Origin of the sequence: Williamsia herbipolensis, assembly GCF_036153515.1 — a bacterium.
Classification (GTDB): domain Bacteria; phylum Actinomycetota; class Actinomycetes; order Mycobacteriales; family Mycobacteriaceae; genus Williamsia_A; species Williamsia_A herbipolensis.
This window is the reverse complement of record NZ_CP108021.1, coordinates 810129-834476: the sequence shown is the minus strand read 5'-3', so window position 1 is coordinate 834476 and position 24348 is coordinate 810129. Positions and strand designations below refer to the sequence as shown.

The 24348-nt window shown below is 67.9% G+C and carries 19 protein-coding genes; 12 read left to right on the top strand and 7 right to left on the bottom strand.

Annotation, left to right across the window (positions count from 1 at the left end; genetic code table 11):
• Positions 1–283 precede the first annotated feature (283 nt).
• Together polA and OG579_RS03760 are read left to right on the top strand one after the other, a co-directional pair.
• On the top strand, positions 284–2959 hold the full coding sequence (gene polA, locus OG579_RS03765) for a DNA polymerase I (protein WP_328859148.1): 2676 nt from the start codon (positions 284–286) through the stop codon (positions 2957–2959).
• 94 nt (positions 2960–3053) lie between these two features.
• A complete protein-coding gene (locus OG579_RS03760) occupies positions 3054–3410 on the top strand; it encodes a hypothetical protein (protein WP_045823020.1) in 357 nt (118 codons plus the stop codon).
• Here the strand turns inward: OG579_RS03760 and OG579_RS03755 are convergent.
• Positions 3379–3933, bottom strand: a complete 555-nt coding sequence (locus tag OG579_RS03755; protein ID WP_328858144.1) for a 2'-5' RNA ligase family protein — start codon at positions 3931–3933, stop codon at positions 3379–3381. The two genes, OG579_RS03760 and OG579_RS03755, sit on opposite strands and share 32 nt — an antisense overlap.
• 115 nt (positions 3934–4048) lie before the next feature.
• On the opposite strand from OG579_RS03755, the gene OG579_RS03750 reads away from it, so the two are divergent.
• The 3 genes from OG579_RS03750 to OG579_RS03740 are packed head-to-tail and all read left to right on the top strand — an operon-like array spanning position 4049 to position 6667.
• Positions 4049–4951 (top strand): ABC transporter substrate-binding protein, encoded by a 903-nt coding sequence (locus OG579_RS03750; protein ID WP_328858143.1) that lies wholly within the window; start codon positions 4049–4051, stop codon positions 4949–4951.
• Positions 4952–4976: 25 nt separating this feature from the next.
• Positions 4977–5909, top strand: a complete 933-nt coding sequence (locus OG579_RS03745; protein WP_328858142.1) for an amino acid ABC transporter permease — start codon at positions 4977–4979, stop codon at positions 5907–5909.
• Positions 5906–6667, top strand: coding sequence for an amino acid ABC transporter ATP-binding protein (locus OG579_RS03740; RefSeq protein ID WP_328858141.1), 762 nt, complete (start codon positions 5906–5908; stop codon positions 6665–6667). Before OG579_RS03745 ends, OG579_RS03740 begins: the two co-directional genes overlap by 4 nt.
• Positions 6668–6672: 5 nt before the next feature.
• On the opposite strand, the gene OG579_RS03735 is transcribed toward OG579_RS03740, so the two are convergent.
• The gene (locus OG579_RS03735) at positions 6673–7056 is read right to left on the bottom strand and encodes a nuclear transport factor 2 family protein (protein ID WP_328858140.1); all 384 of its coding nucleotides are present in this window, start codon (positions 7054–7056) and stop codon (positions 6673–6675) included.
• A 118-nt stretch (positions 7057–7174) separates the two neighbouring features.
• Here OG579_RS03735 and OG579_RS03730 point away from each other — a divergent pair, with 118 nt between their 5' ends.
• Positions 7175–7969, top strand: a complete 795-nt coding sequence (locus OG579_RS03730; protein ID WP_328858139.1) for a helix-turn-helix domain-containing protein — start codon at positions 7175–7177, stop codon at positions 7967–7969.
• Positions 7970–7976: 7 nt separating this feature from the next.
• Here the strand turns inward: OG579_RS03730 and OG579_RS03725 are convergent, their stop codons facing one another.
• Positions 7977–8780, bottom strand: coding sequence for a class I SAM-dependent methyltransferase (locus tag OG579_RS03725; RefSeq protein WP_328858138.1), 804 nt, complete (start codon positions 8778–8780; stop codon positions 7977–7979).
• A 199-nt stretch (positions 8781–8979) separates the two neighbouring features.
• On the opposite strand from OG579_RS03725, the gene rpsA reads away from it, so the two are divergent.
• The 3 genes from rpsA (at position 8980) to coaE (ending at position 13251) form a co-directional block, all read left to right on the top strand.
• Positions 8980–10461: a 30S ribosomal protein S1 gene (gene rpsA / locus OG579_RS03720; RefSeq protein ID WP_328858137.1), complete on the top strand. Its 1482-nt coding sequence runs from the start codon at positions 8980–8982 to the stop codon at positions 10459–10461.
• Between the two features lie 320 nt (positions 10462–10781).
• Positions 10782–12023: an MCE family protein gene (locus tag OG579_RS03715; protein WP_328859147.1), complete on the top strand. Its 1242-nt coding sequence runs from the start codon at positions 10782–10784 to the stop codon at positions 12021–12023.
• Positions 12024–12072: 49 nt separating this feature from the next.
• The gene (gene coaE / locus OG579_RS03710) at positions 12073–13251 is read left to right on the top strand and encodes a dephospho-CoA kinase (RefSeq protein ID WP_328858136.1); all 1179 of its coding nucleotides are present in this window, start codon (positions 12073–12075) and stop codon (positions 13249–13251) included.
• Here coaE and OG579_RS03705 read toward each other — a convergent pair.
• Entirely contained in the window at positions 13212–13790 is a 579-nt protein-coding gene (locus tag OG579_RS03705; protein ID WP_328858135.1) for a DUF402 domain-containing protein, read from the bottom strand. The two genes, coaE and OG579_RS03705, sit on opposite strands and share 40 nt — an antisense overlap.
• A 69-nt stretch (positions 13791–13859) precedes the next feature.
• Here OG579_RS03705 and uvrB point away from each other — a divergent pair, with 69 nt between their 5' ends.
• The gene (uvrB, locus tag OG579_RS03700) at positions 13860–16013 is read left to right on the top strand and encodes an excinuclease ABC subunit UvrB (protein ID WP_045823011.1); all 2154 of its coding nucleotides are present in this window, start codon (positions 13860–13862) and stop codon (positions 16011–16013) included.
• 220 nt (positions 16014–16233) lie between these two features.
• On the top strand, positions 16234–16686 hold the full coding sequence (locus tag OG579_RS03695) for a universal stress protein (RefSeq protein ID WP_045823010.1): 453 nt from the start codon (positions 16234–16236) through the stop codon (positions 16684–16686).
• A 32-nt stretch (positions 16687–16718) separates the two neighbouring features.
• Here OG579_RS03695 and OG579_RS03690 read toward each other — a convergent pair whose 3' ends face one another.
• The 3 genes from OG579_RS03690 to OG579_RS03680 all read right to left on the bottom strand — a co-directional run bounded on the left by OG579_RS03690 (position 16719) and on the right by OG579_RS03680 (position 21129).
• Positions 16719–18899: a HelD family protein gene (locus tag OG579_RS03690; protein ID WP_328859146.1), complete on the bottom strand. Its 2181-nt coding sequence runs from the start codon at positions 18897–18899 to the stop codon at positions 16719–16721.
• A 255-nt stretch (positions 18900–19154) separates the two neighbouring features.
• A complete protein-coding gene (locus OG579_RS03685; RefSeq protein ID WP_045823009.1) occupies positions 19155–20330 on the bottom strand; it encodes a DoxX family protein in 1176 nt (391 codons plus the stop codon).
• A 115-nt stretch (positions 20331–20445) separates the two neighbouring features.
• The gene (locus tag OG579_RS03680; protein WP_328858134.1) at positions 20446–21129 is read right to left on the bottom strand and encodes an MBL fold metallo-hydrolase; all 684 of its coding nucleotides are present in this window, start codon (positions 21127–21129) and stop codon (positions 20446–20448) included.
• Between the two features lie 211 nt (positions 21130–21340).
• Here OG579_RS03680 and uvrA point away from each other — a divergent pair, with 211 nt between their 5' ends.
• Positions 21341–24334 (top strand): excinuclease ABC subunit UvrA, encoded by a 2994-nt coding sequence (gene uvrA / locus OG579_RS03675; protein ID WP_328858133.1) that lies wholly within the window; start codon positions 21341–21343, stop codon positions 24332–24334.
• Positions 24335–24348 lie beyond the last annotated feature (14 nt).

Genomic DNA, 24348 nt, shown 5'->3' with positions numbered 1-24348 from the left:
CGTGGATGTCGCGGCCTCGCGGGTCCCCGCGAAACAATGCCGTGCATCGGGCCGTCCACCTCCACAGATGTTCTTCTCCGGCGCAATGCGACCCGGGCGCGGCGTTGTTCACCGTGAGTTGGGACTCTAGTGCCCGAACGGACACCCGGCCGGGCGAAGCGCATTCCCGACCGACATGTCGCAGGTCGGCGCAGCGTGTCCGACCGGCTCTCTAGAGTGGTTCGGTGTGAGCCCTACCGGAACCACCGCAGCCAAGACCGGCATCGCCGGGTCGCCGACCCTCATGCTCCTCGACGGTCATTCCCTGGCCTATCGGGCGTTCTTCGCCCTGCCTGCGGAGAACTTCAAGACCGCGTCGGGTCAGACCACCAACGCCGTCTACGGGTTCACCTCGATGCTCATCAACCTGTTGCGCGACGAGCAGCCCTCGCACATCGCCGCCGCGTTCGACGTGTCCCGCCAGACGTTCCGGGCGGAGATGTACCCCGAGTACAAGGCGCAGCGCAGCAAGTCGCCCGACGAGTTCAACGGCCAGGTCGATCTGACCAAGGACGTCCTCGCGGCGATGGGTATCCCGGTGATGGCCATCGAGGGCTACGAGGCCGACGACATCATCGCGACCCTCACCACGCAGGCCCGCGCGCAGGACTTCCGCGTGCTCGTCGTCACCGGCGACCGCGATTCACTGCAGCTCGTCGACGATCACACCACCGTGCTCTACCCCAAGCGCGGGGTGTCGGAGCTGACCCGGTTCACCCCCGAGGAGGTCGACAAGAAATACGGCCTCACCCCCTCCCAATACCCGGATTATGCTGCGCTGCGCGGTGATCCGAGTGACAACCTCCCGGGCATCCCCGGGGTCGGGGAGAAGACCGCGGCGAAATGGATCCGGGAGTACGGATCGCTCGAGGCGCTGGTGCACAACGTCGACGCGGTGAAGGGCAAGGTCGGCGACGCCCTCCGCGAGCACCTGGCCTCGGTTCTCATGAACCGGCGCCTGACCGAACTGGTCCGCGACATGGACCTGCCGACCGCGCCCGAGGATCTCGCGCTGCAGCCCTGGGACCGCGAGCGGATCCACCAGCTGTTCGACGATCTCGAGTTCCGCGTCCTCCGCGACCGCATCTTCACCACGCTGAGCTCGGTGGAGCCCGAGGCCGAGGCCGGCTTCGAGGTCCGCGGGCAGGTGCTGGCCTCCGGGACGGTGCGGGACTGGCTCGACGCCCACGCCCGTACCGGTCGCACGGCGCTGTCGGTGGTGGGGCCCGCACGCGTGCACGGATCCGACACCGAGGGGATCGCGTTCGCCGCCGAGGACGGAGAGGCGGCCTGGCTCGACACGGCGATCGCCGACGCCGACGACGAGGCGGCGCTGGCGGAATGGTTGGCCGACCCGACGTGCGCCAAGGCGATCCACGAGGCGAAGTGGGCCATCCACGCGCTGCGTGGGCGCGGGTGGGCGATCGCCGGGATCACCAGCGACACCTCGCTGGCGGCCTACCTGGTCCGTCCCGGGCAGCGCTCCTTCAACCTCGACGATCTCGCCCTTCGCTATCTGCGGCGGGAACTACGCGCGGACGATGTCGCCGACGAGGGCCAGATGTCGCTACTCGACGACGAGGGGGCCGACGACACCCGTCGTGCCGAACAGGAGATGATCGCCGCCCAGGCGGTGCACGAGTTGGCGGCCACGCTCGACGGCGAGCTCACCGACATCGATTCCCTCGCCCTGCTCACCGAGATGGAGCTGCCGCTGCTGGTGGTGCTCGCCGACATCGAGGCCGCGGGCATCGCGGTCGACTCCGGTCATCTCGGTGACCTCGAGTCGCGGTTCGCCGACCGGATCCGGTCGGCCGCCGACCAGGCCTACGAGGTGATCGGCGAACAGATCAACCTCGGCTCGCCGAAACAGCTGCAGGCCGTGCTGTTCGACAAGCTCGAGATGCCCAAGACCAAGCGCACCAAGACCGGGTACACCACCGACGCCGACGCGTTGCAGTCGTTGTTCGACAAGACCGAGCACCCGTTCCTCGCCCATCTCCTCGAACATCGCGACGCGACCAGGCTCAAGGTCACCGTCGACGGGCTGTTGAAGTCGGTCTCCGACGACGGCCGGATCCACACGACCTTCAATCAGACGATCGCCGCGACCGGTCGGTTGTCGTCGACCGAACCGAACCTGCAGAACATCCCGGTACGGACCGACGCCGGCCGCGACATCCGCAAGGGATTCGTGGTGGGGGAGGCGCCCGGCCGGCGGTTCGAGTCGCTGATGACGGCCGACTACAGCCAGATCGAGATGCGCATCATGGCGCACCTGTCCGCCGATGCCGGACTCATCGAGGCGTTCAACACCGGAGAGGACCTGCACAGTTTCGTTGGGTCGCGGGCGTTCGGTGTCCCGATCGACGAGGTGACCGCGGACATGCGTCGTCGGGTGAAGGCGATGTCGTACGGACTCGCGTACGGGCTCAGTGCTTTCGGGCTGTCGGCGCAGCTGAAGATCAGCACCACCGAGGCGAAGGAGCAGATGGAGGCGTACTTCTCCCGGTTCGGCGGCGTGCGCGATTACCTGCACGAGACCGTCGAGGAGGCGCGCCGCAACGAGTACACCTCCACGCTGTTCGGTCGCCGTCGCTATCTCCCCGATCTCAACAGTGACAACCGGCAGCGTCGCGACGTGGCCGAGCGTGCCGCGCTCAACGCGCCGATCCAGGGCACGGCCGCCGACATCATCAAGGTCGCGATGATCAACGTGCAGAACGCCTTACGTGCCGCGGAGATGGATTCGCGGATGCTGCTGCAGGTGCACGACGAACTGGTCTTCGAGGTTGCCGACGGCGAGCACGATCAGCTCGAGGAGATGGTGCGCGCGAAGATGGGGTCGGCGATCGAACTGTCGGTGCCGCTCGATGTCTCGGTCGGTTTCGGCACGTCGTGGGACGAGGCGGCGCACTGAGCGCTGTCGCGTTACCTCCGAGGTAATCGACTCACCGGTGTCGATGTCGCGATGATGAACCCATCGACATCGACACCGAAGGCGAGGCGATCCCGTGACAGCCCCGGCGCATGCATCACTGCCCACCAGCGCACCCCGTTGGTTACGTGTGGTCATCCTCGGTGACAAGAACCTGTCGGCGTTCTACGTGGGTGCTGCGTTCACGTTCGCGCCGCTGCTGATCGCGTTCGATCCGTGGCGTCCGCTGGTGATCGTCGCCTGGACGCTCATCGCCACCGCGGGTCTCTGGCTGGGGATCCTGGGGATCCTCATGGCCGTCGGGCTGGGGCTGGTCCTGCGGGCGGGCGACGAGATGCCGGACTCCTACTGGGAGTCGGTGCTCACACGTCCCACCGCGTCACGCGGTATCGGTGGCGCGATCACCTCCCGCGATCCCGTCGGACGCCGATGAGTTCGACGTCCTCACGGGCGTCACCGTCCCACCGCCGCAATCCCGTGATGGTCGCGGTGACCGCCGCGCCCTGACCCGCGTCGTCGGCGACCGCGATGCATCGGCCGAGCTGGTCGTCGGGCACCCGACGCGCCACCGTGAGATGCGGTGTCCAGTGATCCGGGGTGCAGTGGTCGACGACATCCCCGTCGACGAACGGCGCTGCGAGGTGGTGGAGGTCGCGGTGGAGTGCGAGCAGTTCCCGATTCGCCACGACGAGCCGGGCGACCGTCGACCGACGCCCCCGGAAGACCACTGTCGCACCGACGTCCACCGTCAGGGGGAACCGGTCCGCGAGCCCGCCGACGACGGCGTCGACACCGGCGTCGATGCGTGCGGCGGCGATCAGCGTGATGTGCGGTCGGTTCGAATTCGACCGGTGCGCGCCCTGACTCGGCAGGTCGTCGGAGAGCAGGGCCGCCCACATCCGCCGCACGGCGGCGTCGGAGTCGGGATCGAGCAGCAGTTCGATGGAATGCGCCATCGGTCCAGTGTCCGCGCTGTGGCCACTCACCACTCGCCGACGGTCGGGGTCGTCTACTGTCACGAGAGGCGACGATCCGACCTCACGTCGCCATGGATCTCGAGGGGAACGACCTGTGCGACGACCACATCTGATCACCACCATCGCCGCGACCGCCCTGGTGGCGCTCACGGCCGCCGGCTGTACCAACAGCGAGGGCACGTCCGGGACGGCACCGTCCGCCGGCGCCTCGAGCATCGCCGTGTCGAAGAACGACGCGCTGGCCGCGCAGCTCCCGGACAAGGTCAAGTCCTCGGGTCGACTGGTGGTCGGTGTCAATGTTCCCTACTCGCCCAACGAGTTCAAGGATCCCAGCGGCAAGATCGTCGGCTTCGACGTCGATCTCGTGAACGCGATCGCGAAAACCCTCGGCGTGACGGCCGAGTACAAGGAATCGGACTTCGCCAAGATCATCCCCGCCGTCCAGCAGGGCACCTACGACATGGGCATGTCGTCGTTCACCGACTCGAAAGAGCGTGAGCAGCAGGTGGATTTCGTCACCTACTACAGCGCGGGTGTCCAGTGGGCGGCGCCGGCGGGCAAATCGGTCGATCCGAACAATGCGTGCGGCCTGCGGGTGGCGGTGCAGTCCGACACCACCGAGGACACCGACGAGGTCCCGGCGAAGAGCAAGGCGTGCACCGACGCGGGCAAGCCCGCCATCGACAAGGTGAAGTTCGACAGCCAGGCCGACGCCACCAACGCCGTCGTTCTGGGCAAGGTCGATGCGATGTCGGCCGACTCACCGGTCACCGCCTACGCCATCAAGCAGTCGGGCGGGAAGCTCGCCACCGCCGGTGCGGTCTTCGACTCCGCCCCGTACGGCTACCCGGTGGCCAAGGGCTCCGCGCTGGGGCCGGTGCTCCAGAAGGCCGTGCAGAGTCTGATCGACAGTGGTGCCTACCTGGAGATCACGAAGTCGTGGGGTGTGCAGGCCGGGGCGATCCCGACCGCGGTGATCAACGGCGCGATCAACTGACCGCGCCGTCTGTCTGACGATCTCGATGTCTTCCACCGAACCCGTGGCGACCTCTGCCGCCGACCCGGTCCCGATCAAGGCCATCCCGGTCCGCAAGCCCGGACAGATCGTCGCGGCGGTCGTCGTGGTGGTCCTGGTGGTGCTGTTCGTCTACGGCGCCGCGACCAATCCCGCCTACGGCTGGTCGACCTACGGCAAGTACCTGTTCGACACCCGGATCCTGTCCGGGGTCGGTTACACGCTGGCCCTCACCGTGCTCGCCATGATCATCGGCGTCGTCCTCGGCGCGCTGCTCGCGGTGATGCGGCTGTCGCCGAACCGGGTGTTGCGGTCGGTGGGATGGGTGTACCTGTGGATCTTCCGCGGGACGCCGGTCTACGTGCAGCTGGTGTTCTGGGGTCTCTTTCCGTCGATCTACAAGACCATCGACCTCGGCATCCCGTTCACCGTCCAGTTCGCGCACTTCGACATCCAGGATCTCAACGCGGCGTTCACCTTCGCGATGATCGGCCTGGCGCTCAACGAGTCGGCGTACATGGCGGAGATCGTGCGCGCCGGCATCCTGTCGGTCGGTGAGGGGCAGACCGAGGCGTCGAAGGCGCTCGGCATGAGTTGGGGACAGACCATGTGGCGCACGGTGTTGCCGCAGGCGATGCGGGTGATCATCCCGCCGACCGGGAACGAGGTGATCAGCATGCTCAAGACGACGACGCTGGTCACGGCCGTCCCCTACAGCGCCGAACTCTACGGTCGCGCCAACGACATCGCGGGCGTCAACTTCCAGCCCATCCCGCTGCTGCTGGTCGCCTCCACCTGGTACCTCGCGGTGACCAGTGTGCTGATGGTCGGCCAGTTCTACGTCGAGCGGTACTACTCGCGCGGCTCGAGCCGTGTGCTCACCGGCAAGCAACTGGAGGCGCTCGCCAGCGCACAGTCGACGGGAGGACGCGGCCAATGACCCCGATGGTGCGGGCCGAACAGGTCTGCAAGAACTTCGGCGCCCTCGAGGTCCTCAAGGGGATCTCGCTCGACGTCGACCCGGGCGAGGTCATGTGCATCGTCGGCCCGTCCGGCTCCGGCAAGTCGACGTTCCTGCGCTGCGTGAACCATCTCGAGTCGGTGAACGCCGGTCGGCTCTACGTCGACGGCGAGCTCATCGGGTATCGCGAGGCCAACGGCAAGCTCTACGAACTGAGCCCCAAACAGGCCGCGCATCAACGCCGCGACATCGGGATGGTGTTCCAGCACTTCAATCTCTTCGGACACCGCACCGCTCTGAACAACATCATCGAGGCGCCGATCCGCGTGAAGGGCGTGTCGAAGAAGGCCGCCATCGCCCGCGCCGAGGATCTGCTCGGACAGGTCGGACTGTCCGACAAGGCCACCGCCTACCCGGCCCAGTTGTCGGGTGGGCAGCAGCAGCGTCTCGCGATCGCCCGAGCCCTCGCGATGGACCCGAAGCTCATGCTCTTCGACGAGCCCACCTCGGCCCTCGACCCGGAGTTGGTCGGCGAGGTGCTCACCGTGATGCGCACACTCGCCGGCGAGGGGATGACGATGATCGTCGTCACCCACGAGATGGGTTTCGCCCGTGAGGTCGCCGACAAGCTGGTCTTCATGGACGGTGGCCGCATCGTCGAGAGCGGCGTGCCCAGCGAGGTGCTGTCGAACCCGAAACAGGAGCGCACACAAGCGTTCCTGTCCCGGATTCTCTGACCGCCTCAGGCGGGCATCACGTCGAGGAACCCGCTCACCCGATGGATCCTGCCGGCGCCGTCGACCTCGACCACGTCGAATCCGACGGCGATCGGCTCGGCGTCGCGGTCGGTGGCCAGTTCCCACGTGAACCGCGCGAGGTCGTGGTGGGCGTCGAACACGTGTCCCCGCCGGAAGGTGAGACCCGCGAACTGACGTTGCGCGCCCGCGACGAGCTCGTCGAACTCGCCGCGGCCACGCGCGGTGGCCAGCGGGTCGACATAGCGTCCGTCGCCGGCGAACAGGGTGTCGATCTTCTCGCGCCGCGCGACCGGGTCGGTGTCGTTCCAGATGTCGAGGTAGCGATCGACGAGGCCGTCGAGGTCGACGGTGTCGGTGTGGCCGTTCATGATGGGTCCCTTCGTTGTCGGACGATCCGGTTCCGTCAGTGTCGGCGCGGTGTTGCGCCCCAGTCGATTACCCGGGAGGTAATGGTCGCGGCGACGTCGGATCGCCTAGTGTCGGCGCATGGTGGTCCACAGTGCGTCGCGCGCCCTCGACGGCCCGGCGGTCGGGGAGTTGCTGCGGCAGTGGCGCAACAGCCGACGACGCAGCCAGCTCGACCTCGCGATCGAGGCGGGGATCTCCAGCAGGCACGTCAGTTTCATCGAGACCGGTCGATCGCGGCCGACGGCCGAAATGATCCTGCGGATCGCCGACAGTCTCGATGTGCCTCTGCGCGAACGCAATCAGCTGCTGCTGGCCGGGGGATACGCGCCGGCCTACGGCGAACGCGATCTCGATGCCCCCGCGCTGGCCACCGTCCGCGATGCCCTTCGTCGCGTGCTCGCCGCACACATGCCGTTCCCCGCGGTGGTTCTCGACCGGCACTTCGACGTGGTGGAGGCGAACGCGGCCGTCGCCGCGATCGCCGAAGGGTGTTCGCTCGAACTGCTCACCCCGCCGATCAACGTCATCCGTCTCGGTCTCCACCCGGATGGTCTGGCCCCGCGGATCACCGACCTCGGCCCGTGGCGCGAACACCTGCTGTCCCAGCTGACCCGCCGGGCGAACCGAACCGGCGACCCCCGGCTGACCGAACTGCTCGACGAGGTCCGCGGTTATCCGCAGCCGAGCTCGGTCGACGCGGGCCCTGCGGGCGTCGCGGTGGAGTTGCGGCTCCGCCACCGGGTGGGCGACCTGACGTTCCTGTCCATGGCCGCATCGGTGCAGACCGCGCTCGACGTGACCGTCGACGAACTGACCCTCGAGTTGTTTCACCCGGCCGACGACGCCACGCGCACCCTGATGGCGTCGCTGTGACGGGCGCTCAGGCGGGTCTGGTGCAGCAGAAGATCGCGGTGCCGGGGAAGTACTGACCGCGGAGCGGGCTCCACTGCCCCCACTCCTGCTCGAGCCACTCCGGCCACTCCGGTTCGACGATGTCGTCGAGCACCAACCCCGCCGCCCGGATCTCGCGGACGCGGTCACCGATGGTCCGATGGTGTTCGACGTAGGTCACCGTCCCGTCGTCGTCGACCTCGACGTACGGCGACCGGTCGAAGTAGGGGATGGCGACGGTGAGGCCGACCGGCCCGGGGTCGTCGGGGAAGATCCAGCGCACCGGATGGTTGACGGCGAAGACCCACCGTCCGCCGGGCCGCAGGACCCGGGCGACCTCCGCCATCACCCGCGCCGAATCGGCCACGAAGGGCACCGCGCCGAACGCCGAGCAGGCGATGTCGAAGGAGGCGTCGGCGAAGGGGAGGTTCTCCGCACCCGCCTGCACCAGCGACGGACCGTCCGATCCCGCGGTGACGGTGCCGCTGCGCAGCATCGCCGCCGACACGTCGAGCCCGATGACCCGAGCGCCCCGACCGACCAGCCATCGCGCACACGGGGCCGACCCGCACCCGACCTCGAGGACGTCGCGTCCGAAGACCTCGCCGAGCAGTCCGGCGTCACCTTCGTGCAGGCCTTCGGGACACCACACGAACTCGCCCTCGGGGGAGTCGGCACCGAGAAAGCGGCCGTGCTCGGCGTGATAGCTCGCGGCGTCGGAGTCCCACCACCGTCGGTTGGCGTCCTCACTGGCGGCCGAGTCGGGCCGAAGACGTGTGGTCGGTCTGTTCACCTGCGCTCCCGGACACTGCGTCGTGGCGATGCCGGCAGGGGGCGTCTCGGAGGGCGATCGAGGCCATTTGCCCAGGACACAGCGCCTGGCGTAGCCTGAGTCACGCGCGTGCCCACGCCCGCGTGGGAAGTCATGTCCTCATCGGACCACAACCCGCACGATCACCCCTACTACGACACTGTCCGGAGCAACCCAACATATGCCGTCCACCATCATCTCGCCGCAAGTTGCCATCAACGACATTGGCACTGCCGAGGATTTCCTCGCCGCAATCGACGCCACGATCAAGTACTTCAACGATGGCGACATCGTCGAGGGAACCATCGTCAAGGTCGACCGCGACGAGGTCCTGCTAGACATCGGGTACAAGACCGAGGGCGTCATCCCCTCGCGTGAGCTGTCCATCAAGCACGACGTCGACCCCAACGAGGTCGTCAACGTCGGCGATGCTGTCGAAGCCCTCGTCCTCACCAAGGAGGACAAGGAAGGTCGGCTGATCCTCTCCAAGAAGCGCGCGCAGTACGAGCGTGCCTGGGGAACGATCGAGGAGCTCAAGGAGAAGGACGAGGCCGTCAAGGGCACCGTCATCGAGGTCGTCAAGGGTGGTCTCATCCTCGACATCGGTCTGCGTGGCTTCCTCCCGGCGTCGCTGGTGGAGATGCGTCGCGTGCGCGATCTGCAGCCGTACATCGGCAAGGAGATCGAGGCCAAGATCATCGAGCTCGACAAGAACCGCAACAACGTGGTCCTGTCGCGCCGTGCATGGCTCGAGCAGACCCAGTCCGAGGTCCGCAGCGAGTTCCTGCACCAGCTGGCCAAGGGTCAGGTCCGCAAGGGCGTCGTGTCGTCGATCGTCAACTTCGGTGCGTTCGTCGATCTCGGCGGCGTCGACGGTCTGGTGCACGTCTCCGAGCTGTCGTGGAAGCACATCGACCACCCGTCCGAGGTCGTCGCCGTCGGTGACGAGGTCACCGTCGAGGTGCTCGACGTCGATCTCGACCGCGAGCGTGTGTCGCTGTCGCTCAAGGCGACCCAGGAAGATCCGTGGCGTCAGTTCGCCCGGACCCACGCGATCGGTCAGATCGTGCCCGGCAAGGTCACCAAGCTGGTCCCGTTCGGTGCGTTCGTCCGCGTGGAAGAGGGCATCGAGGGCCTCGTGCACATCTCGGAGCTGGCCGAGCGCCACGTCGAGGTGCCCGATCAGGTCGTCGCGGTCAACGACGACGCGATGGTCAAGGTCATCGACATCGACCTCGAGCGTCGTCGTATCTCGCTGAGCCTGAAGCAGGCCAACGAGGACTACACCGAGGAGTTCGACCCCTCGAAGTACGGCATGGCCGACAGCTACGACGAGCAGGGGAACTACATCTTCCCCGAGGGCTTCGACCCCGACACCAACGAGTGGCTCGAGGGCTTCGAGAAGCAGCGTGAGGCCTGGGAGCAGCGGTACGCCGAGGCCGAGCGTCGTCACAAGATGCACACCGCCCAGATCGAGAAGTTCGCCAAGGCAGCGGAAGAGGCGGCCAACGCCCCGACCGACTACTCGTCGGAGTCGGCCTCGGCCGGCCCGTCGGAGGGTGGCTCCTCCTCGACCGGTGCAACCGCGCCGGCACGGGGTGGTTCGCTCGCCAGCGACGAGCAGCTCGCAGCACTGCGCGAGAAGCTGTCCGGCAACGCCTGACACCTCCCGCACGTCGTTCGGCCGTGGGCCCTTCCTCATCACGAGGAGGGGCCCACGGTCGTCTGTGCGGCGCGATCACATCTGCGATGGGCAATGTCGATCGCCGCTGATTCGACCGATCTGCCCGTTGTGGTGACCCGTGTCACACCGATGCCGTCGGGGTGTCGAACGCGACTACTCGGACGTGGCCAACCGTGCCATCGATCGTTGAAAACGTCAGATCCTCTGTGACAGTGTTCTTCCCGGCGCACGCGTGACGTGGTGACACCACGACCCTCGGCAGGCGACCGTCGAGAGGATGAGGTGGCGACGCTGTGAACATGGTGAGCCGGTTCCAGGTACGGCAGATCATCGTCCTGGTGGTCGTGGCGACCCTTTTCGGCGTCGTGCTGGCGGTGAAATACGCCCGCATCGACAACCTCGTCGGAGTCGGGATCTACACCGTGAACGCTGACTTCACCGACTCCGGCGGCATCTTCACCAACGCCGAGGTCACCTACCAGGGTGTCCCGATCGGGCGCGTGGGCGCGCTCACGCTGCGTCCCGACGGTGTCCGTGTCGCGTTGAACCTCGATTCGGGTGGTCCGAAGGTGCCGGCGACCGCGCAGGCCGTGGTGGCCAACCGGTCGGCGATCGGTGAGCAGTACGTCGATCTGCGGCCCTCGAGCGTGGGTGGCCCCTACCTCGAGGACGGGTCGGTCATCTCCGACACCTCGATCCCGACCCCGGTCCAGGACGTCCTGGCCTCGGCGGTCGACTTCACCGAATCGGTGCCGCTGGGCGACCTGAACACGGTGATCACCGAGCTCGGGAAGGCGTTCAACGGCAACGGCGAGAACCTGCGGGTGCTGGTGGACTCGCTGGCGAACCTGTCGAAGTCGGGCAACGACAATCTCCCCGCGACGATCTCGCTGATCCGCAACAGCGACACGGTGTTGTCGACGCAGGCCGATCAGTCCGACGCGATTCTCGACTGGTCGAAGAACCTGGGTCTGGTGACCGCGCAGCTCGCGACGAGCGATCCCGATCTGCGGCGCCTGCTGACCACGGGTCAGACCAGCGCAACACAGATCGCGGCCCTCATCGAACGCAGCGGCGGCGATCTGACCTCGGTGCTGCGCGATCTCGCCACCGACGTCCGCAACATCCGCGGCACCTTCCCGCTCGTGGGGCCCGCGATCAACATGCTCTCCTCCCTGTCGAGTGGCAGCTACTCCACCGCCCCGGGCGACGGGACGATTCGTTTCGGGGCCGTGTTGGAGACCAACAACCCACCCGACTGCACCGTGGGCTACGAGGGAACGCAGGCGATCATCGCCGCCGAGAAACGCAAGAACCCGAACTTCGACATCGACTACGACGACTTCGCGTTCAACCGCGACGCACGATGTGCTGTGTCGCAGGGGAATCCGACCGACGTCCGCGGCGCCCAGAACGCGCGATTCGCCGATCCCGGCGTCGCCCAGCCCTGGGATCGGACGCCCAAGAAGGATCCCGACAAGCTCAACCTGAACCCGCTCGCCACGCAGCTGTCCTACCTTCTCGGCGTCACGCCCCGGTAGCCCGCCGTACGCTGCCGGGCCTCTCGCCGGTTCTGACAGACTGGTCGCCGTGATCAGAGTGGGCCTCACCGGTGGCATCGGCGCCGGCAAATCGACCGTCGCACGCACGTTCACCGAACGCGGCGCCTATCTCATCGACGCCGACGTCATCGCCCGTGAGGTCGTCGCGAAGGGCAGCGACGGTCTCGCCGCTCTTGTCGAGGCATTCGGCGGCGACATCCTGACCGCCGACGGCGATCTGGATCGGCCGGCGCTCGCGGCGAAGGCCTTCGTCGACGAGGACCAACGCAAGCGCCTCAACGCGATCGTGCACCCGCTCGTGGGTGCACGGACCTGGGAGATGCTGCAGGCCGCACCCGACGACGCCGTGGTGGTGCAGGACGTCCCGCTGCTCGTCGAGGGTTCGATGGCCCCGTTCTTCCACCTCGTCGTCATCGTCCACGCCGACGAGGACCTGCGGGTGCAGCGTCTCACCGAGCTGCGCGGAATGGATGCCGACGACGCCCGCGCGCGCATCCGTTCCCAGGCCTCGGTCGACCAGCGACGGGAGGTCGCCGACGTCTGGCTCGACAACAGCAGCACCGCCGCGGCCCTGGCCGACGCGGCCGCGCGACTCTGGGACGAGCGACTGGTGCCGTACGAGGCCAACGTGCGGTCGCGCACGCGTGCGGCACGCGGATCCGTGGCGCTGATGTCGGCGGACCCCACCTGGGCACGTCAGGGACGCAGGTTGGTACATCGCCTGCAGGCGGTGTGCGGCGACAAGGCGATCCGGGTCGAGCACATCGGTTCGACGGCGGTCCCCGATCTCGATGCGAAGGACGTCATCGACCTGCAGGTGACCGTCGCCGGCGTCGAGGGCATCGCGGCCCTCGCGGACCTGCTCGCCGACGGCGGTTTCCCCCACGTCGAGGGCATCGGCGCCGACCGGCCGAAACCCGGCGCCGACGACCCGCAGGACTGGGTGAAGGCGCTGCACGTCGCCGCCGATCCCGGCCGGCACGCGAACGTCCACGTCCGTGTGGAGGGTTCGGCCAACGCGCGGTTCGCCGTCGCGTTCCGCGATCGGCTGATCGCCGATGCGGACCTGCGGGCGGAGTATCTCTCGGTCAAACGGTCCGCGGAGGCGTCGGCGCGGGGCGACGCGACCGCGTATGTCGAGGCCAAGGAACCCTGGTTCGACGAGGTCTATCCGCGCGTGATGTCGGACGCCGGGGCCCCCGACTGACCTGCGCGTTCGTCGAGCCAGCGCAGCGGTGCACCGACGTCGGCCAACCATCGGTCGATGTCGTGGTCGCGTTCGGCGCAGCCCACCAGCGCGGCTGTCGCGATCTCCACCGCGCGCACCGTCTCGGTCGTCGACATCAGGCCGGCGGCGTGTGCCTCGACGAGTTCGTCGACGTCGATGAGTTCGAGAGGGGTACCGGGCACGTCCACGAGGTCGAGATACCAGTCCTCGGCGTGCCAGCGTCCGTCGGCGTCGGGACCGGCGAAGCGGCCGACGTCGAGGTAGAGGCGCTGTCCGGTCCGGTGGCCCTCCACGAAGTGGAAGATGCTGGCCCGCAACCCCAGGGCGGGCAGCAGCCACGACTCGAGGTGGTGGAAACGCGGGTGGTCGGCGGTCCGTGACATGTAGAGACCGAACGACGTCTCGGTGTACGTCCGCACCGGGCGCACCACGCCCTTGTTGTCGGTGTTGGTCATGGCGGGCACGTCGAACACCTCGCGTTTGGGTGGGTGCACACCCACCGACCCCGAGCCGTCCATGGGACGGGAGGGTATCGGAGCCCGGGACGATCGGCGCGATTGTCGGACCCCGCGCCTACTCTGGAGCACATGGCTTTCGCGGCAGAACACCCCATCGTCGCCCACTCCGAGCATCGACCCGTCGGCGACATCGAACGGTCCGAGGCCGCCTTCGAGGTGGTCAGCGAACACTCGCCCGCCGGTGACCAACCGGCGGCGATCGCCGCGCTCGAACAGCGCATCAACGCGGGGGAGAAGGACATCGTCCTGCTCGGTGCCACCGGTACCGGTAAATCCGCGACCACGGCGTGGCTCATCGAGAAGGTGCAGCGCCCCACCCTGGTGATGGCGCCGAACAAGACTCTCGCCGCGCAGCTGGCCAACGAGCTGCGGGACATGTTGCCCAACAACGCCGTCGAGTATTTCGTCTCGTACTACGACTACTACCAACCCGAGGCCTACATCGCCCAGACCGACACCTACATCGAGAAGGACTCGTCGATCAACGACGACGTCGAGCGGTTGCGCCACTCGGCGACCTCGAGTCTGCTGTCGCGCCGCGATGTCGTCGTGGTGGCGTCGGTCTCGTGCATCTACGGTCTCGGTACCCCGCAGTCGTACATGGACCGCTCGATCCACCTCGACGTCGGCCAGGAGGTCGACCGCGACGCCCTGCTGCGTCTGCTCGTCGACGTCCAGTACAGCCGCAACGACATGAGTTTCACCCGCGGCAGCTTCCGTGTGCGCGGCGACACCGTGGAGATCATCCCGTCCTACGAGGAGCTCGCCGTCCGCATCGAGTTCTTCGGCGACGAGGTGGAGGCGCTCTACTACCTGCACCCGCTCACCGGTGACGTGGTCCGCCAGGTCGACACGCTGCGCATCTTCCCCGCCACCCACTACGTGGCGGGGCCCGAGCGCATGGAGCGCGCCATGGCGAGTATCGAGGACGAACTCGCCGAGCGCCTGGCCGACCTCGAGGGCAAGGGCAAGCTGCTCGAGGCGCAGCGCCTGCGCATGCGCACCACCTACGACCTGGAGATGATGCGTCAGGTCGGCTTCTGTTCGGGTATCGAGAACTACTCGCGCCACATCGACGGTCGCGGACCGGGCACCGCGCCGGCCACGCTCATCGACTACTTCCCCGACGATTTCCTGCTGGTCATCGACGAGTCACACGTCACGGTCCCGCAGATCGGCGGCATGTACGAGGGCGACATGTCGCGCAAGCGCAACCTGGTCGACTTCGGGTTCCGGTTGCCCTCGGCGGTCGACAACCGTCCGCTGACCTGGGACGAGTTCGTCGACCGCATCGGCCAGACCGTGTACCTGTCGGCCACCCCCGGGCCATACGAGCTGGGTCAGTCCAACGGCGAGTTCGTCGAGCAGGTCATCCGTCCGACCGGTCTGGTCGACCCCCAGGTCGTGGTCAAGCCCACCAAGGGCCAGATCGACGACCTCGTCCACGAGATCAACCTGCGCACCGAACGCGACGAACGCGTGCTGGTGACCACGCTGACCAAGAAGATGGCCGAGGACCTCACCGACTACCTGCTCGAGATGGGGATCCGCGTCCGGTATCTGCACTCCGAGGTCGACACGTTGCGCCGGGTCGAGCTGCTGCGACAACTCCGCGGTGGCGACTACGACGTCCTCGTCGGCATCAACCTCCTCCGCGAGGGCCTCGACCTGCCGGAGGTGTCGTTGGTCGCGATCCTCGACGCCGACAAGGAGGGCTTCCTCCGCAGCACCACCAGCCTGATCCAGACGATCGGTCGCGCGGCCCGCAACGTTTCGGGTGAGGTGCACATGTACGCCGACAAGATCACCGACTCGATGCGCAACGCGATCGACGAGACCGATCGGCGTCGCGAGAAGCAGGTCGCCTACAACAAGGCCGCGGGCGTCGATCCGCAGCCGCTGCGCAAGAAGATCGCCGACATCCTCGACCAGGTCTACCGCGAGGCGGAGGACGCGGTGGAGATCGGTGGCTCGGGCCGCAACGCCAGCCGCGGTCGACGCGCGCAGGGTGAGGTCAGCAAGTCGATCAGCGCCGGTGTCATCGAGAAGCGCGATGTGTCGGCCATGCCGCGGGCCGAGCTCGCCGATCTCATCGCCTCACTCACCGCGCAGATGATGAACGCCGCCCGGGATCTGCAGTTCGAGCTCGCCGGTCGGCTCCGCGACGAGATCTCCGACCTCAAGAAGGAGCTGCGCGGCATGGACGCGGCCGGCATCCGCTGATCCCGGTGGACGGGGACCGGATCGACCCCGGTCCGTGCCGGTCACGGGTGATGGCGACAACGCCCGGCGACACGATGTGGGGATACACACGAATGCCCGACAGAGGCTCTGTCGTGCAACTATTGTCCGGATATCGAAGCCGGTGGTCGGCGGCGCCGGAGAGCGTCGGCGTGAGCCGCCTCGGTGCAGGGTCACCGATGTGAAACAGACGGAGGAATGGATGAGCGCGTACCAGACAGTTGTCGTCGGAACGGACGGGTCGGAGTCGTCGATGAAGGCGGTCGAGCGTGCGGGCGGCATCGCTGGAGATCGGGCCAAGCTCGTCATCGCGTGCGCCTTCTTCCCGCACGAGAACAAGGACGTCAACACGATGTCCGACGTCCTCAAGGACGAGGCCTACCAGGTGCACGGCAGCTCGCCGACCGAGGAGATCCTGCGCACCGCACGCGAGCGTGCCGTGAAGGCCGGTGCGGCCACCGCGAACATCTCCACCCGCCCGGTGAAGGGTGCGCCCGTCGATGCGCTGCTGCAGCTCGTCGGCGACACCAAGGCCGATCTCCTCGTGGTCGGCAACAAGGGGCTCAACTCGATCGCCGGTCGACTGCTCGGCTCGGTGCCCGCCGACGTCGCGCGCAAGTCGGCGTGCGACGTCCTCATCGTCCACACCGTCTGAGCCGTTCGTCGAACGCCCGACCGCCTTCTCGCTCAGTCGAGCGTGAGGCAGTCGGGCAGGTCGGCGGCGTGGATCAGTGTCAACCGCTGGGTCGCGCGGGTGAGAGCCACGTAGAGGTCGTTGAGGCCGCGAGGCGACTGCGCGATGATGGCGGCCGGTTCGACGACCACCGTGCGATCGAATTCCAGACCTTTGCAGGCCGTCACGGCCAGCACGCGTACGTCGGCGCCGGCCGCCGCGGCGATCTCGTCGACGATCGCGTCCGGTGCGATGATCGCGCTCACCCCCGCCGCGTCGGCGTCGTGCCCGGCGATGTCCGCGGTGATCGCGGCGTCGATGATCCCGTCTGACGAGACGCGCAGCACCGTCGGCGCGACCCCCGCCCGTCGGATCGAGGTCGGGGGAGTGCGTGTCGGGTCGATCGCGGCCAGCACACCGGCCGCGACGGTCATGATCTCGGCGGGCGTGCGGTAGTTCACGGTCAGGTCGTGTTGCCGCCAGCGGGCCGCGACATACGGTTCGAGCACCGAACCCCAGTCGCTGGTCCCCGCGGGGTCGCCGGTCTGGGCCGTGTCGCCGATGATCGTCATCCACCGATTCGGTATGCGGCGCATGATCATCCGCCACCCCATCGCCGAGATCTCCTGCGCCTCGTCGACGATGACGTGTCCGAACGCCCAGGTGCGGTCGGCGTGGGCGCGTTCGGCGGTGGTGAGCGTCTGTCGACGGGTCTGACGTGACGCGAGCTGCTCGGCGTCGATGAGGTCGTAGGCCATGAGGATCTCGGGGTCGAGTTCGTCCTCGAGATCCTGCGGGGCCGAGCCGGTGAGGATGTCGAGCGCGTCCTGCGCCTCGGTGAGTTGGCGGCGCCACTGCGCCTGCTGCTCGCGCTCGTCGTCGCCCGCGTCGAACCCGATGATCTCGGCGAGTTCGTCGAGCAGCGGTACGTCGCCGACGGTGAATCCGGTGCCCGCCCGCGGATCCCGCCACAGCGCGTCCCGCTCGTCGGCGCCCCAGCCGGGTGTCGCGACGCGGATCCGGTCGGGATCGCTCAACACCTCGCGGAGCAGACCGTCGGGGGTCAGCTGCGGCCAGAACCGTGCCAACGCCCGCAGGATGGTCGGGTCCTGTTCCATCTCGTCGCGGATGTCGGCGACGTCGCCCGCACTCATCAGCTGGGAACCGTCGATCGTGCTCGACCCGATACGCGTGGCGTGCTGTTCGGCGAGTGCGTCGAGCGCCGACCGCAGGAAGATCGGGCGGGCCTGGTTGTGGGGTCGCCGGCTCGACCGCGCCCGACCGCGGGCGCGCTTGACGAGGGCTCGGTCGATGACCAGGGGGTACCCGTCGAAGCGGACGGTGACCGGCTCGGTCGGCAGGATCTGCGCCTCGCGCACGGCGGTGCGCAACACCTCCACCATCGCGAGATCACCCTTCACCCCGGCCGCGTGGCGGTCGTCGGGTCGGTCTGCGCTCACCCCGGGGTAGAGATCCCCGACGGTCGACAGCAGCACGCCGGTCTCACCGAGCGAGGGCAGCACCTGACCGATGTAACGGAGGAAGTCGTCGTTCGGGCCGATGATGAGAACACCGCTGCGGCCGAGGATCTCGCGGTGGGTGTAGAGCAGGTAGGCGGCGCGGTGCAGTGCTACGGCGGTCTTGCCGGTACCCGGGCCACCCTGCACGACGGTCACCCCGCGGTGCGACGACCGGATGATGATGTCCTGCTCGCGCTGGATGGTCTCGACGATGTCGGTCATCTCACCGGTGCGTGCGGCGTTGAGCGCACCGATCAACGCGGCCTCGTTCACCACGTCGCCGCGACTCGTCGCGTCGAGGTCGCCGGAGTCGAGACGTTCGTCGTTGACCGCCACCACCCGCCGGTTGCGGGTGCGGACATGCCGTCGCAGGGCCACGGAGTCCGGTGCGGCGGGTGTGGCCAGATAGAACGGTCGGGCCAGCGGCGCCCGCCAGTCGAGCAGCAGCGTGGTGTCCTGCTCGTCGTCGTCGAGGATCCCGATACGGCCGATGCGGCGTGTCTCACCGTCGTCGAGATCGAGACGGCCGAAGTACAGATTGTGTTCGGCCGCATCGTATTTGGTGAGGTCGTCGGAGTACATGCGCTCGTAGGACTCACGCTCGGACTGTGACTGCGGGGTGCCGTCGGATTCGACGAGGGCGGTGCGCAGACGTCGGCCGGTCGACTGGCGCATGCGGTCGAGGCGGGCGTAGACCACGTCGAGGTGTGACTGCTCGGACGCGACGGGGGAGCCCGATACGTCGTCGGCCGCGTCAGCGGCGGAGACGGGACTCGTCGCGTCCTTCTCCCGGATCCAGGTCATGGATGTGTCGGGTGCCTTTCGTGATGCGGACCGGGCGGGTACATCGTGTCCCGGCCCGGTCACGACGACGGGGTGTGTCGGCATGGTCGGTCACCGGCACACCCCGTCGTCGATCGAACGGTGTTCTCAGCGAAGGTTCTTCGCCGCCTTCTCGGCACGCTTGCGCGCACGACGCGAGAGCTTGGCACCCTCGTCGTTGGCCGTCGAGGCCAGATCGGCCGCACGGTCGCGGGCATGGTCGGCCAGCTCGGCGCTGCGGGCGCGCGTCTGCTCGGCCAGCTCGGTGCTGCGGGCGCGCGCCTGCTCGGCGAGCTCCGCACGACGGTCGCGCGCCTGATCGGCCAGCTCGGCACCACGATCACGTGCCTGGTCGGCGAGATCGGACCCGCGGTCGCGAGCCTGGTCGGCGAGATCGAGTGCGCGCTGACGGGCGGTGTCGGCGAGGTCCGAACCCCGGTCGAGTGCGGCGTCGGCGAGCTTCGAACCGCGCTTGCGCGCCTTCTTCGCCGCCTTGTCACCTTCCTTGCGTGCGACCTTGGCGGCCTTCTCGGCGCGCTTGCGCGCGACCTTCGCCGCCTTCTCACCCAACTCGCTGCCACGCTCGGCGGCGGCCTCGGCCAGGGGGGTGGCCTTCTCCTTGGCGATCTCGGCCAGCTTCGATCCACGGTCGACGGCGGCCTCGGCCAACGGGGTCGCCCGCTCGCGTGCGGCGTCGAGCACCACGGGCCCGCGGTCCTTGGCGATCTCGGCGACGTGCGACGCACGATCGGCGGCGACCGAACGGAGATGCTCGAGGGTGTCACCGCCGGAGTCGCCGGTGAACGGCAGCGACGAGGTCACCGCGTCCGCGGCGTGCTCGGCGGCCTTCTTGCCCCGCCACGCCAGCGAGGGCTTGCCCTCGGTGTCGACCGCGGTGATCAGGAGACCACCGAGGAGCGAGACGTTCTTGAGGAAGTCGACGAGGGCGGCGTTGCGCGCCTCGGGGTCCGACTCGTTCCAGAAGTCGTGGCCCGCCAGGGTGGTGGGGACCAGTGAGCCGGCCAGGCCGAGCGCCGCGATACGCGGGAACTTGCCCGTGGCCAGCATGACGCCGCCACCGACCTGGATGGCCGCGTTGATGCGCACCAGGGTCTCGGTGTCCGACGGCAGCGGATCGGTGATGTCGTCGGGAAGGTTCTGCTGAGACTTCTTGACGAACGGTCGCGCGGTTTCGGCGAACTGTTCGGGATGCCGGAGCGCGGTGACGCCGGAGGCGACGAACACGCTGGCGAGCATCGGTCGGGCAATTCGGCGGATCAACACTGATGGCCTCCTCGGGACGCGGGCTCTGAGAGGTGACGGATCCATGTCACCTGCGGCACAGGGCCGTGTCGAGGTTACCGGGCGCCGAGGACCGGCGGGGGGCGCCCGGGCGTGCTCACCATCCCCGCTCGCGCCATTCGCCCAGGTGGGGCCGTTCTGTGCCCAAGGTCGTGTCCAGACCGTGACCGGGGTAGACGGAGGTCTCGTCGTCGTAACGGTCGAACAGTTTGGTCGTCACGTCACCGAGCAGGATCTCGAAATCGCCCTCCTGCCAGGTCTTTCCCACGCCGCCGGGGAAGAGGCTGTCGCCGGTGAACAGGTGTGTGCGGTCTCCGGCGTCGAGGGCCAGCGCGATCGATCCCGGTGTGTGGCCGACGAGGTGGATGGCCGTCAGACGCAGGTTCCCGACCTCGATCACGTCGCCGTCGTCGATCAAGCGCTCGGTGTCGACGGGGATCTCGGGGGCGTCGATGCGTCCGGCGAGCGTGGGCGCACCGGTCGACTCCCGCACCTGTGCGAGACCCTGCCAGTGGTCGAAGTGCTGATGGGTCGTGAGGATCGCGGTGAGCGTGCCGGGCAGCGTCTCGAGCAACGCGAGGATGCGGTCGGGATCGTTGGCCGCGTCGATCAGGAGGCGGTCGCCGGTCTCGCGGCAGGTGACGACGTAGGCGTTGTTGTCCATCGGACCGACCGACAGTTTGGTGATCGTCGCTCTCGGAGTGGTGCGGCGCTGTGCCCCGGAGGTCTCGGACAGATCGCCGGTGTAGTCGTCGGACACGGTCATGTCGGGAGCGGTCATGGACTCACGCTACAACCGGTGACCCGGGCCACGGAGGCGCCTGCCGACGGTCTCCCGGATCGGTCGTGTCGGTGCGCGCCCCTACGATGGAGATGTGCTCGGTCTGGCCGGGATCGGCCCGAACCGACGGTGTCGACCGATGGTGTCGACCGACCGGGCGACCAATGTGCACGCGACGAGCGTCGGATCCGACGCAGAGTAGAGGACAGCTGTGGCAGATCGTCTGATCGTTCGAGGAGCCCGGGAACACAACCTGCGAGGAATCGACGTCGACCTGCCGCGGGAGAGCCTGATCGTCTTCACCGGCCTGTCGGGGTCGGGGAAGTCGAGCCTCGCCTTCGACACCATCTTCGCCGAGGGGCAGCGACGCTACGTCGAGTCGCTGTCGGCCTATGCCCGCCAGTTCCTGGGACAGATGGACAAGCCCGACGTCGACTTCATCGAGGGCCTCTCGCCCGCGGTCTCCATCGACCAGAAGTCCACCAACCGCAACCCGCGGTCCACGGTGGGCACCATCACCGAGGTCTACGACTACCTCCGACTGCTCTACGCGCGCGCCGGCAAGGCGCACTGCCCCGAGTGCGGCGCGGCGATCGCCAAGCAGACGCCGCAGCAGATCGTCGACCAGGTCCTCGCGATGGAGGAGGGGATCCGGTTCCAGGTGCTCGCCCCCGTAGTGCGTACCCGCAAGGGCGAGTTCGTCGACCTGTTCGCCTCGCTGCAGACGCAGGGCTTCTCCCGCGCGCGCATCGACGGCGTCGTGCACCCGCTCACCAGCCCGCCCACCCTCAAGAAGCAGGAGAAACACGACATCGAGGTGGTCGTCGACCGTCTCGCGGTGAAGTCGTCGGCGAAACAGCGGCTCACCGACTCCGTCGAGACCGCGCTGCGTCTCGCCGACGGCGTGATCGTGCTCGACTTCGTCGATCTCGAGGAGGACGATCCCGACCGCGAACGCCGCTTCTCCGAGCGGATGGCCTGCCCCAACGGGCATCCCATCGCCATCGATGACCTCGAGCCGCGCTCGTTCTCCTTCAACTCGCCCTACGGCGCGTGCCCGGACTGTGACGGCCTCGGTATCCGCAAGGAGGTCGACGAGGAACTCGTCGTCCCCGACCCGGAGACCACCCTCGCCGACGGCGCGATCGCACCGTGGTCGACCGGACACAACGCCGACTACTTCCTGCGGTTGCTCTCCGGACTCGCCGACGAGATGGGCTTCGACATCCACACGCCGTGGAATCGTCTGCCCGTCAAGGCTCGTCGCGCGATCCTCAACGGCAGCGACCATCAGGTCCACGTGAAGTTCCGCAACCGCTACGGCCGCACCCGCTCGTACTACACCGAGTTCGAGGGTGTGATGAAGTTCCTGCACCGCAGGATGGAGCAGACCGAGTCCGAGCAGATGAAGGACCGGTACGAGGGCTACATGCGCGACATCCCGTGTCCGGTGTGCTCCGGTGCCCGTCTACGCCCGGAGATCCTCGCGGTCACGCTCGACCACCCACGGTTCGGCGAGAAGTCGATCGCCGACGTGTGCGCCCTGTCGGTGGGCGACTGCGCCGACTACCTCTCCGACCTCACCCTCGGTGCCCGGGAGCAGGCCATCGCCGGCCGGGTTCTCAAGGAGGTGCAGGCGCGCATCACGTTCCTCCTCGACGTCGGCCTGGAGTACCTGTCGCTGTCACGCGCGGCCGGATCGCTGTCCGGTGGTGAGGCGCAACGCATCCGGCTCGCGACGCAGATCGGGTCCGGCCTGGCCGGTGTCCTGTACGTGCTCGACGAACCGTCGATCGGACTGCACCAGCGCGACAACCGCAGACTCATCGAGACCCTCACCCGTCTGCGCGACCTCGGCAACACCCTGATCGTGGTCGAGCACGACGAGGACACGATCCGGATGGCGGACTGGATCGTCGACATCGGCCCGCGGGCCGGCGAACACGGCGGCAACGTGGTCCACAGCGGGAGCTACGAGGGTCTGCTCGCGAATCCCGAATCCCTCACCGGTGCATACCTGTCGGGTCGTGAACACATCGACATCCCGGACATCCGGCGACCGGTCGACCGCAAGCGCCAGCTGACCGTGGTCGGCGCGCGGGAACACAACCTGCGAGGCATCGACGTCAGCTTCCCGCTCGGCGTGTTGACCGCGGTCACCGGCGTCTCGGGCTCGGGCAAGTCGACCCTGGTCAACGACATCCTCGCCACCACGATGGCCAACAAGCTCAACGGCGCTCGTCAGGTGCCCGGTCGCCACACCCGCATCACCGGTCTCGACCAACTCGACAAGCTGGTGCAGGTCGACCAGTCGCCGATCGGTCGCACCCCGCGGTCGAACCCCGCCACGTACACCGGTGTCTTCGACAAGATCCGCACGCTGTTCGCCGCGACCACCGAGGCGAAGGTCCGCGGATACCAGCCGGGTCGTTTCAGCTTCAACGTCAAGGGCGGTCGGTGTGAGGCGTGCACCGGCGAGGGCACGATCAAGATCGAGATGAACTTCCTGCCCGACGTGTACGTGCCGTGCGAGGTCTGCCACGGTGCGCGGTACAACCGCGAGACCCTCGAGGTGCACTACAAGGGCAAGACGATCTCGGAGGTGCTCGACATGCCGATCGAGGAGGCGGCCGAGTTCTTCGAGCCCGTCACCTCCATCCACCGGTTCCTGAAGACCCTCGTCGAGGTCGGATTGGGCTACGTCCGACTCGGGCAGCCGGCACCGACCCTCTCCGGTGGCGAGGCGCAGCGCGTGAAGCTCTCGGCGGAGCTGCAGAAGCGCTCGACCGGGCGCACCGTCTACGTGCTCGACGAGCCGACCACCGGTCTGCACTTCGAGGACATCCGCAAGCTCCTCGCCGTCATCAACGGTCTGGTCGACAAGGGCAACTCGGTGATCGTCATCGAACACAACCTCGACGTCATCAAGACGGCCGACTGGGTCATCGACATGGGGCCCGAGGGCGGCTCGGGCGGCGGCGTCGTGGTGGCCGAGGGCACCCCCGAACAGATCGCCGCGGTACCCGAGAGTCACACCGGCGGGTTCCTGCGGGAGATCGTCGAGGCCCAGGCCGCGCCGTCCGGGACGCGGGCGCCGGCGCGCAAGAAGGCTCCTGCGGCGAAGGCCACGGCGGCCGCCACGAAGCCGAAGCCGGCGAAGAAGAAGGCCGCGAACGGATCGCGGGCCCGCGCCTCGGTCGGCTGACGCGGGGCGGGTGG